Genomic DNA, 11,889 nt, shown 5'->3' on the forward strand with positions numbered 1-11,889 from the left:
TTCCTCTGGGAATGGCCATTTCTTTTTTGGAAAGTTACTTGACTAACCAGTAAGTCACTTTTATCATTTTGAACTCCTACTACGAGATCAGGGGTTCTAAATGGCTTTGCTCGTCACTCACGCTTGCCCCTTGCGCTTCCCTTCCCGGGACGTATGGCGTGCAGCCGGCGCCTATGGCGCGCTTCATCACATCCACTCAGGCACCGAGAGCTGCACCCTCGAAGACGGGGGCCGCCTGCGCGTGCTCGTCACGAATGCGGGCGCAATCCTTTGGGAGCGCCTGCTGTCCTTCGACGAAGAAGGCATGATGCTGCGCTACCAGATCATCGACGCGAAGGCCCTGGAAAACTGTCCTTACGGCAGAGGCTATGTGGGCGAAGTGCGCATTGCGTCAGAAGGCGCCCACAACTCCGTATTTCATTACCAAGGAACGTTCGACCCCTTGCCGGGTTACGACGAAGAGCAATCGCGGGCGTCGGTCAAGGCTTTCGCGCAGGACTGCGCCGACGGCATCGCCAGATATCTTCATAACCGTTCCGCTGCTTGATTTGCAGTCATGTTTCGTTCTTATCAAGGCCATATAACAACAAAGGCCAAATGAGCATGAAACTTCGGTTCGTGGCGGGAAGCATGGCCGTCACGAGTAAAGGAAGGAAAAACCATTAGCGGGCCTAACGCTGTAAATCACATCCTCACAGGGGAGACAAAATGGAAGAGAGACAAGACAAAAGGGCGCCGTCCACGGCCGGCGCCGCGCTCGTGGAAAGCGCATCGGCCATGGAAAAACATGGGGTGGATTTCATACCCGAAAGCGAGCGCAGTTCGCGCCCGAGCGATCTGTTCTTCGTATTCGTGGGCTCACAGATGTGCTTCGGCATCATCGTCATCGGTTCTTTGCCTATCACCTTCGGACTCAGTTTCTGGGACGCGGTCACTTCCATAAGCGTAGGGCTGTTCTTCGGATCCATACTCTTTGGACTTCTCGCTCCTTTCGGAGCCAAAGCGGGAGCCAACGGGGCCGTCGCCAGCGGCGCGCATTTCGGCGTCAAGGGCAGGGCTATCGGCACGCTGATCGCCATTTTTACGGGCATCGGCTTCTATTCATTGACAGTATGGACTGGAGGCGAAGCCATCGCCGCCGGAGCCATCCGGCTCTTCGGTTGGGAACACTCGCCCCATCTGATGGCCCTGGGAGCCATCGTCATCGGCGCGCTGACGGTTCTGGCGGCCCTCTATGGGCACGCAATGATCGTCGCCACTGAGCGGCTCGTCAGCTACGGAGTCGCTTTCATCCTGCTGTTGATCGTCATCGTGCTCTGGGGCGATTTCGATGTCGGCTTTCAGGGAGGCGGCGAGCTGCTACTGGGCAGCCACTGGCCGACATGGTTTCTTTGCGTGACGATCTCAGCCGCGCTACCGGTGTCCTATTCCATATTCCTTAATGACTACACGCGCTATATCCCCAAAGGGCTTCCGTCGAACTCAATCGCCATCGCCGCAGGAAGTGGGATGTTCGTCGGATGCTGGGTGGCACTGGTATTCGCCGCGGGCATCACGACGATGCTCAAGTCGGTCGATGCGCCCTTCGTTCCCGGCCTGATCGATATCGTCGTGTGGTGGGGAGCCGCCCTGCTGGTCTTGGTCGGCGCCGTCGGCAGCCAACCACAAGGCAGTTTATGTCTGTATGGCGCCGGACTGGGCCTGCAAGCCATGGCCCCCAGCCTCGGACGTATTTCGGCAACGCTTTTGCTAAGCGCCGTGAGCCTGCTCGTGGTCTTTGTGGGCATCTATGTCTGGGACATGACCAACATGATCCTGGCGTTTCTGCTGATCGACCAATGTGTGCTCGCCCCGTGGCTGACAATCAATCTCGTCGGTTACTACTGCATCATGAAGGGCGAATACCGGCCCCAGGATCTATTTACCTTCATGGGCAACTCCGGCGGAGGCCGCTACTGGTACAGCGGCGGCTGGAATCGTAGCGCCCTGTTTGCCTGGATTGTCGGCGCGGCCGTGGGACTGATGTTCATTCATACAGACTATTTCTCGGGCCCGTTGGCCGAACTGTCCGGAGGCGTAGGGTTAGATTGGATTTTCGCCGGGGCGACGGCCGCGCTCGTCTATTACGTTCTGGAACGAGCCAAGCCGGCCGGGGCTCGAGCGGAGTATTCAGCCTGAGAGCCGTCATAGCCGCGCGCTAACACAGCATCGCAGCCGCAGGCTGGTGAGCCGGAAAGACACACCAGCCAGCCACTGAAATCTAGGGCAAACCCCTAGCAATAATAAGAATATTTATGTCTACCCAGTCAAGTTAATTGATTAGAATGACATTAAAGTAAAACCAACCGCATGCTGACCGGAAAACATCCTACAGCTCGGAGCGAAACCTGATGCATTAAAAGGAGATGCGACATGGAGATCAAGAACGCTGATTGGTACGACCTTCTGCAAGATACCAATTGGACCCCAAAGTACGTAACCGAGGAAGAGCTGTTTCCTCCGCAGCTCAGCGATCCCTATGGCATTCCGGTGTCGGAGTGGGAAACCTTCGATGAACCCTACAAGGTCACCTACAGGGACTATGTAAAGACCCAGCGCGAAAAAGACGTAGGCGCCTATTCGGTCAAGGCCGCGGTGTCTCGTGTGGATTTTTACAAGCAAGCCGACCCGGGCTGGAAAGCCGTGCTGCAAATGCACTTCGGAGCTGTGCCGTTCCTGGAATTCGGATCGGTTTCCGCCTTTGCACGCATCACCCGCTTCGGCAGGGGGCCGGGTATGCGCAATATGGCCAACTTCGGAACGCTCGACGAGATCCGCCATACACAGATTCAGATGTACTTCGCCTATGAGTTCCTGTCGGTCGATCGAGCCTTCGACTGGTGCCAGAAAGGCCTCAATACCGACAACTGGGTCATCATGAGCGAACGCCATTGCTTCGATGACATCGAGCATACCCGCGACGCCGTCACGTCGGCCGTCATGCTGAACTTCGCCTTCGAACAAGGCTTCACCAACCTCCAGTTCGTCGCATTGTCGGCGGACGCCAAGCGCTATGGCGACTTCAGTTTTGCCACGATGCTCCAGACGGTGCAGTCCGACGAGGCGCGGCACTCTCAGATCGGCGAGCCGCTTATCGAGATCCTGGTTCGCAATGGCCGCAAGGAAGAAGCCCAGAAGCTCGTCGATATTTCCTTCTGGAGGGTATGGAAGCAGTTTTCCGCTCTCAGCGGCATCGCCTTCGACTACTACACGCCGTTGGCGCATCGCGAGTTCAGCCTCAAAGAATTCGTACAGGAATTCGTCACCACCCAGTTCCTGCGCAACCTGAAGGCGCTCGGCCTGGACAAGCCCTGGTATTGGGACGAGTACTTCGTGCCCGACGTGGAAACCTATCACCACGCCCAGCAAATCGGCATCTACATGTATCGGGACACCGAATGGTGGGATCCCATCGCCGGCGTATCGCCCCAAGAGCGCGAATGGCTCGAGAAAAAATACCCGGGCTGGAACGACACCTACGGCAAGGTCTGGGACGTGATCACCGAGAACGCGGCCAAGGGACGCACAGAGCGTCTGACCCCCACCATCATTCCGGTCATGTGCGGAATGACCGGATTCGAGCTCACCGGCGTAGCAGGCTCGAAATGGAACGTCAAAGACTATACGCTCGACTTGGACGGGCGCCGATATCACTTCGGCTCGCCGGTCGACAAATGGATCTTCGAACAGGATCCGGCCCGCTACAAGAACTACTACGGCTTTACCGACAGGCTGGCCAACGGAATGATCCCGGCCGACGAAGGCCTTTTCGAGTACATGGGCATGTCCCCGGAAGAGCGCGGCACGTGCGGCATGGGCTTCAAATGGGCCGATCCCGTCAAGCGGGCGGCCTAAGCGGGACGAATCGACGGAGACAAGACAATGAGCGACACATTTGCACTGGGCTGCAACTATGAAGGCGACTATGGGCTGAAGATGCTGTACGTCAGCCCCGACAGCACCATGAAGGAAGTAGCCGATATCGCAAGGCAACACATCGCCGGCGTGTTCGTGGCCGAGCCGAAGCCGGGCGTCGTGCTGCGCGTGCGGCGCCATGGCGAAGAGGAGTTCCTGCCCGAGAGCCTGAAAGTCTCGGAAGCGGGTTTCATTCAGATGGATACCGTGGACATCATCCACGTTCCCGCCGCGCAGGCTTGATCACAGCAAGGGGCAGCACATGGTATTTAAAGCTATTTGTTCGGCTGACGACATATGGGAAGGAGAGTTCCAGGACTTCGAGGTCGATGAGCGTGAAGTCATTGTCGTTCATGCCGAAGACAACGGCTTCCGGGTGTTCGACGCCAAATGTCCTCACCAGGATCAATCGTTGGCCGAAGCGTCGCTGGAAGGCAATGTACTGACCTGCCCGGCGCATCTTTGGCAATTCGACGTCGCCACGGGCGACGGCGTCAATCCCACTGGCTGCAAGCTCACCAGCTACCCATGCAAGGTCGTCGACGGGCAGGTCATGGCCGATCTCGAAGCCGCCACGGAAGCCTCGCAATAAGCCGCGATAAACCATAAGAATCAGGAGAAAGAAATGTCGGAAGTTGACCAGGACGATTTCGTGGGTCCCATCATAGGCCTGGGCGAAATCGCGGATGCGGCCATGGAAGCCGTATATATCGACAACCCGGGGCGCGAGATCAAGATCGAGCAGAACTCGGGCTATGTGCGCGTACAGGTCAAAGGAGAATGCGTGCTGACAGTGGACACGATGTCCGATGTATTGGGACGCCAGTTCCGCATGGGCGATCTGGAAGGCTCCATGCCCGGTTTCGCCGGCTTCATCAGGACAAGCGACGAAGCAATACGTTTCATCGCTTCCAACAAATAGGAGTAGACAATGGGTCTCCAAAAAGGTGGTTTGAAAACATGGAGCGCGCTGGCAGGAAACAAGAAGCGCCCCAGCGAATATGAAATCGTGACCTACAAGCTGCTGTACCGTAATCGCAAGCCCGACGCGGCCTACGAGCAAAGCCCGGACAGCATGATGAACCAGTGGTACCAGAAGCACGTGCGCGACAGCCCATTGCAGCATCCGGACTGGGACAGCTTTCGCGACCCCGACCAGGTCACGTATCGTTCCTATACGACCATGCAGGACGCGCACGAAGAGTACGTCGATGGACTGATACGGGACCACGCGGCCAACGAACACGACGCCCAGCTGTCCGAAGAGTGGCTGCGCAAATTGGCATTGCTCTATACACCGCAACGCTACCTGTTTGCGGCAAGCCAGATGGCCGCTGCCTATGTGGTGCAGATGGCGCCGGCCAGCACCATCGTCAACTGTGCCGCCTTCCAGGAGGCGGACGCTTTTCGATGGATGTCGCGCGTAGCGTTTCGCACGCACCAGCTGTCGGTCCAGCATCCCGATTACGGCTTCCGCAAAGACGAACGCAAGCACTGGGAAGAAGCACCCGCGTGGCAGGGCATGCGCGAGCTCATGGAGAAAACGCTTGCCACCTATGACTGGGCCGAGAACATGTTTGCGCTCAATGTGGTGGCGGCGCGCGCCATCGACGAAATACTGCGGCAGCTCGCGCGCGCCGCTCGCGGCAATGGCGACACGCTTACCGCCATGCTCTGCGACGCCCAACAGCGCGATGCGGAAAGGTCACGCCGCTGGACCTCTCAATGGCTGAAGCTGGCGCGCGAGAGTGAACTCAACGACGCAGTGTTGCGCCGGTGGTCCGAGAAGTGGAACCCTCTGGCGGAACGCGCGATCGAGAACTATTGCACAGCCTTGGAAGTCGACGATGCCGCCGCATCGGCCATGCAAAGGCTGCGCGAGTATCAGGCCTCAGTTGGCATCGCAGCCTGACCCCAGGGGACGGAGACAGGAATCCTATGCAAGCGGAACAATCGAGCAGTGCATTGCTTGACCTCGCGGTGCACGCAATCACTCGCAAGGAGGGCGGGTCTTTTCCTTGCGAGCAGGGCGACACGATTCTATCCGGAGCGCTGCGGGCCGGCGTGGGCATGGCCTATGAATGCAACGCCGGCGAGTGCGGCAGCTGCAAGGTCACCCTTGTTTCAGGCGAGGTGCATGACCTCAAGCCCGAGGCCGGCGGCCTCCGTCCGCGCGAACGGGAGCGCGGCAAGATATTGGCCTGCCAGTGTGTTCCCCAGGGGCCCTGCACGGTGTCCTTTCGCGAGGATGCCGAAGCTGTGCCTCGAATTTCCCCGGCGATCAGGCAGGCCTGGTTCGTGCGGTCGGAGCCGATCACCCACGACATCTGGGAGTTCACTTTCCAGACGTCCGGCTCGGCGGAATTCCTGCCGGGCCAGTACGCTTTGTTGAAATTGCCGGGAATGTCCGAACGGCGCTCCTACTCCATGTCCAACCTGCCGAACTCCGACGGCATATGGCAGTTCCAGATCCGTCGCGTCCCGGGCGGGGCCGCTACGGGGATTCTCTTTGAACGCATGGCGGAAGGCGACGTCTGCACGCTCGACGGCCCCTACAGCAACGCATACTTGCGCGACGCGACGCGCGGCATCGTATGCATCGCCGGGGGATCCGGCCTGGCTCCCATGCTGTCCATCGTGCGGGGCGCACTGGCCCAGCCCGCACTCAAAGACGTGGACATCCATCTTTTCTATGGAGGCCGGCAGCCGCGCGATTTATTCACGCTGGATAGATTCGTCGACCTGGCGCCCCATGCACGACGCCTCAATTTCATACCCGCGGTGTCATGTGAAGACGATGCACTCGACGGATGGTCCGGCGAGCGCGGATATATCCACGACTGCGTGGGAAGGCTGATGGGCGACCGCTTCCAGAACAGCGAGTTCTACATGGCCGGGCCTCCGCCCATGGTAGAGGCTGTGCGCCGCCTGCTTATCCTGGAAAAGGGAGTAGCAACGGAACGTATTCACTACGACCGCTTTTTCTGACTGACAACAATACTCGATAGAGAGACGCCTCATGACTTCAGCAACCGTACCCAATGCCTCGAAATCCACCCAGGCATGGCCTTTTCCCCAATCGCGACGAGTCGGCTCCACCGTCTACGTCGGGCTGCAGACCACCACGCAGCCGGCCAGGCTCGAGGCGGGAAAGATCCACGACCAGACCCACCACGCCTTCAGCGCGCTGGTCGGCGAACTGGAAAAGCACGGCGCCAGCATGAAAGAGCTGACCAAGCTGCACACCTACTACGTCTATCAGGGCGAAGGCAGGGACGTGACGGATTACTGGGAAGACATGACCAGCGTGCGGCTGAAGTATCTGGCCGACCCGGGACCGGCGGCCACGGCGCTGCGTACGAAAGGGGTATGGTCGGACGGAGCGCTCATCGGAGTCGACGGCATTGCCGAGCTGGAAGGGCAACGTATCCGCATCATGCCGGAACATGCATGGGACTGGAGCATACCCACCCCGTTTTCGCAAGGCTGGCTGGTCGGCGACAGGGTATATGTGGGCGGGCAGATCTCTGCGGACCGAGCCGGCAAGGCGGTCGCACCCGGCGAGGTCGGGCCGCAAACCGTCAACACCATGGCCTATATCCACAGCGTTCTCAAGGATGCCGGCGCTGATTGGGCCGACGTATTGACGCTGAAGGTGGCCTATCAGCACAGCGGCGACGAAGAGCAAGCCAAGCAGACACTGGACGCCATCCTAGCCGAAGTGAACCAGATTTTCCCCGAACACCGGCCGGTGCTGGTCGCTTTCGGCGTGGACCTGCTGTACGAGGGACTGCTTCTGGAAATCGACGCCACAGCCATCAAGGGCGGACAGCGGCAGCCCTTGCGGCCCGCCGACTACCAAAACTGGGCGGATGCGCGCAGCGGCTTCACTCCCGGCTGGAAAACAGGAAACGACATCTTCATCGGCGGATTGTCGGCGCCCGGAGCCGCTTCGCTCGAGGCGCAGACCGAAGCCACCATGAGCCGCGTCAGCCAGGTCCTGGCGGCCGGCGGCGGCGACTACTCCGACCTCGTCAAGCTCAATGTCTATGTCTCGACGGACGACGCGGCTCAGCTTCGGCAGGTCGCCTCGATCCTGGACGGCTTTCTGACGCCCGGAAAAACCGTGGTCAGCATCCTGCGTGTAGCCGGCCTGCCGTGGCCCGGGCAACGCATACAGATAGACGGGTTGGCGGTACTGAACCAGCCGAACTGAACCCCATCGACGGCAAACCGGCCGAACACAATAAATACTTTGTAGGAGAAGAGCTCATGATGATCAGGAACCCTGTACCTTGGCCCAATGGGGCGCGCTGCGCTGTCGTGTTTACCTGGGACATGGACGCCGACAGTATTTTGCATCTGGCGCATCCCAACGACGCCGATACCAGGCTGTCCACCCACTCCATGCTGCGCTACGGGCCGGAAGTGGGCGTACCTCGCATCATCGACGTGTGCAAGCAATTCGGCATCAAGAATACGTTCTTCGTGCCCGGGTGGTGCGCCGAGCAGCATCCCCGCGCCGTGGAACTGATGGTCGAGAATGGCCACGAAGTGGCCACGCACGGCTATCTGCACGAATATCCGAATCAGCTGTCCCGTGAAGAAGAGCACTTCTGGACAAACAAGGCAACTGAGGCGATAACGCGCATTTCAGGAAAACGGCCCGTCGGTTATCGGTCGCCGTGGTATCGATACTCTAAACACACCACCGATATCCTGGTCGAAGAAGGCTACACCTGGGACACCTCCCTCATGGGCGACGACGTGCCTTACATCATCCAGTCGCAGAAAGGGCAATTGGTCGAGGTGCCTTCGCGCTGGCAGCTCGACGACTGGCCTCAGTTCGTGCACAACCACGACCTGGACTTCATGATGCCCATTGCGTCGCCCGCGTATGCAATGGACGTCTACATGGCCGAGTTCTATGCCATGTGGGAGCACGGCGGCGTATGGATCAACTGTTTCCATCCGTTCTGCACCGGGCAAGTCGCCCGCATGATGATGCTGTCCGAGATGATCGGCAAGATGCAAGCAAAGGGCGACGTCTGGTTCGCCACCGGCGAAGAAGTGGCAAACCACCTGAACGAGCTGATCCGTCAAGGCAAGTACGAGCCGCGGGTGGACAAACTGCCCTACTGCGAGGGGCGTCTGCCCGAGCTGGCCGAAGACTATTTCACCAAATCCCGCTGATGAAGCCCAGTCAGGAACGATAAAGATGTGTGGATTGTGTGCGGCGTTGAATGGGGGGCGAGCCTGGACCGATGCGGCGGGCCGCCCGCAGTTTTCCAGAGCGGGCAGCCCGATTCGCGCTTCGGACGAACGCGATCGTCTCGTGCGTCTTGCCAATGGCGTATTGCAGCATTACGGGCTGACAGTCAGCGACTGGGGAGGCGGTTCGTACATGGTGGCCAATCCGGCGGGGCAGAATGAAAACGTCTATGCGCTGGCCGGCATCTGGGAAAGCGTGGACGCGCTGCTGAACGGTCAAACCGCCGATCCGCTGGATGAAGCCCTGATCGAAAGCCTGGAAGGCCTGGTTTCGGCAAGGAGAACCAATGCGTGAAGCCACCATACTGACGGGCTTTCTCGGCAGCGGCAAGACGACGCTGTTGAACCGCCTGCTCACCCAGCAAGGCTTTCCGTCCTCCGCGGTACTGGTCAACGAGTTCGGCGAAGTGGGCATAGACAATGCCTTGCTGCGCTTCAGCACCGAGCGTGTAGCGGTGTTGGCGAATGGCTGCATCTGCTGCGCCGTGCGCGAAGACGTCGAAGAAGCGGTCCGCCTGCTGGTCGAGCAAGAGACGAGCGGCGAAGCGCCTCCGTTCGAACATCTGTTCATCGAGACCAGCGGCCTGGCGGACCCTGCGCGTCTGATCCAGACTTTCTCGGCCTCGCCGGTCCTTCGATCGAGATTCAAATTGCGCAGCGTCGTCGCCACGGTGGACGCCACACTGGGAGCAGCAACCCTGAACCGCTTTGCCGAGGCCGCGCGTCAGGTAGCGTTGGCGGATACCGTCATCCTGACCAAGACCGACCTGCTCGAGGCAGGCACGTCAATGGATCCGCTCTTGCATCAGATACAGGCGGTGAACCCAGGCGTACGCACAACGATGGCGCAGCATCATGTCCCGGTCGACATGCAGCACTTTCTGAACGAGTCCGGAACCGCAACCCGGGACACGGCATTTCGCTTCCTTCGCGGCAGCAGCGCCCAGGGAAGGATGAAGGTGACGCACCTGCTCGATACCGGCATATCCAGCTTCTGCCTGACATTGTCCGAAGCCATCGACTGGACGGCTTTCGGCATATGGCTCACTTGGCTGCTGCATCGGCACGGGTCTTCGGTGCTGCGGGTGAAAGGCCTGCTGAAAGTGGCTCAATGCGACGGGCCGGTCGTCTTCCACGCGGTCCAGCACATGGTTTATCCGCCGGAACATCTGGACCGGTGGCCTACCGAGGACGAAACCTCGCGCTTGGTCTTTATTGTCAAGGATCTGGACAGTGCGCTGGTCGAGCGGTCGCTGCGGGCCTTCAACAGCCTAACGACCGTCGAGGCCTCATACGCGCGCGAATGGTCGCGCCACAAGGATATCGGCGCCGGCTCGACGGTAAGGGGCCGGCCGGTGCGCCGGCCCAGCACGCCGCGCTGGATGAGATAGCGGAACAGGAACAACCTATGAGCGCATGCCGCGTGCCTGAGCATATAGGCGGGACTTTTTAAAGAAGCCGGGATCTTTATGACCCGCAATTGGGGAAGACTATGGATGTGGCAGTCAGAAAGGCGAATTTTGCTGTTGAAGTGGACGCGATCGAACTTACCAAGGAACTGATCCGCATTCCTTCTGTAAACCCGCCGGGCGACGAAACCGCCTGCGCCAACTATCTGGCCGGCGTGCTCGATCGCCTGGGCTTCGCAACACAGCTGCACAGCTTCGGCCCGGGACGCTTCAATCTGGTTGCGCAACTGGCGGGCAACGGAGCCGGCCGGCCCATTGGCTTTACCGGACATCTCGATACCGTCCCGCTGGGCGCCGCTCCCTGGTCCTTCGACCCTTTCGCGGCAGAAGAGCACGACGGAAAACTGTATGGCCGTGGCACCAGCGACATGAAAGCGGGCATCGCGTGCTTCATCGCCGCATGCTCACGTATGCTGGGCGAGCTCAAATCGGGTGGCGGCGTGCAACTGCTGCTTACCGGCGGCGAGGAAACGGGCTGCGACGGCGCCAGGGCCTTGGCGGAAGCGCGCCCTGAACTGTTCACGGAACTTGCATTGCTGATTGTAGGCGAGCCCACATCGAACTATCCCTATGTGGGACACAAGGGTGCATTATGGATGCGGGGCACCGCGGCGGGCAAGACGGCGCACGGCTCCATGCCCGAGCATGGCGACAATGCCATTTATAAGGCGACACGAGCGATCGACAGGCTACGCGGCTTCGATCTGGACGGCAATGAGCATCCATTGATGGGCCGCTCGACCATGAACGTCGGCACCTTCCGCGCCGGCTTGAACATCAACTCCGTGCCCGACAAGGCCGAATTCGAGTTCGATATAAGAACGGTGCCGGGCATGGACCATCGATGCTTGTGCACGCAACTGAAAAGCGTCTTTGCGGGTGAAATCGATCTGGATCCCATTGTCGACGTCCCCCCCTTGTACTCGGAAGTGAATCACCCCGTCATCCAACGCATTCTTTCGGTATGCAGCGACTTCCACGGCGAGCCCATCACGCCCCGCGCGGTCTCGTACTTTACGGATGGCAGCGTCCTGCTTCCGCCCACCGGCCATCCGCCCACAATCATATTGGGTCCCGGAGAACCCCAGATGGCGCATCAAACAGACGAATACTGCTATACCGCGCGCATCCAAGAGGGCGTAAACCTGTATCAGGCTCTGCTCGAACAAGGCTTTGAGTAAGTAAACCGCGGGGC

At 59.6% G+C, this 11,889-nt stretch carries 13 protein-coding genes; all 13 read left to right on the plus strand.

Features of this window, described 5'->3' with window-relative positions; genetic code table 11:
- Positions 1–100 precede the first annotated feature (100 nt).
- The 13 genes from CSC67_RS13060 (at position 101) to CSC67_RS13120 (ending at position 11,875) form a co-directional block, all read left to right on the plus strand.
- Complete coding sequence (locus CSC67_RS13060) at positions 101–547, plus strand: SRPBCC family protein (protein ID WP_118994956.1); 447 nt, start codon at positions 101–103, stop codon at positions 545–547.
- A gap of 212 nt (positions 548–759) precedes the next feature.
- Positions 760–2,178: a purine-cytosine permease family protein gene (locus tag CSC67_RS13065; RefSeq protein ID WP_167752889.1), complete on the plus strand. Its 1,419-nt coding sequence runs from the start codon at positions 760–762 to the stop codon at positions 2,176–2,178.
- A 234-nt stretch (positions 2,179–2,412) separates the two neighbouring features.
- The gene (locus CSC67_RS13070; RefSeq protein WP_118994958.1) at positions 2,413–3,894 is read left to right on the plus strand and encodes a ferritin family protein; all 1,482 of its coding nucleotides are present in this window, start codon (positions 2,413–2,415) and stop codon (positions 3,892–3,894) included.
- Positions 3,895–3,921: 27 nt separating this feature from the next.
- On the plus strand, positions 3,922–4,197 hold the full coding sequence (locus tag CSC67_RS13075) for a toluene-4-monooxygenase system B family protein (RefSeq protein WP_118994959.1): 276 nt from the start codon (positions 3,922–3,924) through the stop codon (positions 4,195–4,197).
- A 19-nt stretch (positions 4,198–4,216) separates the two neighbouring features.
- The gene (locus tag CSC67_RS13080) at positions 4,217–4,546 is read left to right on the plus strand and encodes a Rieske 2Fe-2S domain-containing protein (protein ID WP_118994960.1); all 330 of its coding nucleotides are present in this window, start codon (positions 4,217–4,219) and stop codon (positions 4,544–4,546) included.
- A gap of 33 nt (positions 4,547–4,579) precedes the next feature.
- A complete protein-coding gene (locus CSC67_RS13085; protein WP_118994961.1) occupies positions 4,580–4,876 on the plus strand; it encodes an MmoB/DmpM family protein in 297 nt (98 codons plus the stop codon).
- Between the two features lie 9 nt (positions 4,877–4,885).
- A complete protein-coding gene (locus CSC67_RS13090; protein WP_118994962.1) occupies positions 4,886–5,866 on the plus strand; it encodes a ferritin family protein in 981 nt (326 codons plus the stop codon).
- Between the two features lie 26 nt (positions 5,867–5,892).
- Entirely contained in the window at positions 5,893–6,942 is a 1,050-nt protein-coding gene (locus CSC67_RS13095; RefSeq protein ID WP_118994963.1) for a 2Fe-2S iron-sulfur cluster-binding protein, read from the plus strand.
- A gap of 31 nt (positions 6,943–6,973) precedes the next feature.
- Positions 6,974–8,170: a RidA family protein gene (locus tag CSC67_RS13100; RefSeq protein WP_118994964.1), complete on the plus strand. Its 1,197-nt coding sequence runs from the start codon at positions 6,974–6,976 to the stop codon at positions 8,168–8,170.
- A gap of 56 nt (positions 8,171–8,226) precedes the next feature.
- Positions 8,227–9,147 (plus strand): polysaccharide deacetylase family protein, encoded by a 921-nt coding sequence (locus CSC67_RS13105; protein ID WP_209304324.1) that lies wholly within the window; start codon positions 8,227–8,229, stop codon positions 9,145–9,147.
- Between the two features lie 142 nt (positions 9,148–9,289).
- Positions 9,290–9,520, plus strand: a complete 231-nt coding sequence (locus CSC67_RS13110) for a hypothetical protein (protein ID WP_135227468.1) — start codon at positions 9,290–9,292, stop codon at positions 9,518–9,520.
- On the plus strand, positions 9,513–10,616 hold the full coding sequence (locus CSC67_RS13115) for a CobW family GTP-binding protein (RefSeq protein WP_118994966.1): 1,104 nt from the start codon (positions 9,513–9,515) through the stop codon (positions 10,614–10,616). The genes CSC67_RS13110 and CSC67_RS13115 overlap by 8 nt, the downstream gene beginning before the upstream one ends.
- A 140-nt stretch (positions 10,617–10,756) precedes the next feature.
- Positions 10,757–11,875 (plus strand): M20 family metallopeptidase, encoded by a 1,119-nt coding sequence (locus tag CSC67_RS13120; protein WP_209304325.1) that lies wholly within the window; start codon positions 10,757–10,759, stop codon positions 11,873–11,875.
- Positions 11,876–11,889 lie beyond the last annotated feature (14 nt).

It is taken from the genome of Pusillimonas caeni, from assembly GCF_003545815.1.
Lineage (GTDB): Bacteria > Pseudomonadota > Gammaproteobacteria > Burkholderiales > Burkholderiaceae_B > Pusillimonas > Pusillimonas caeni.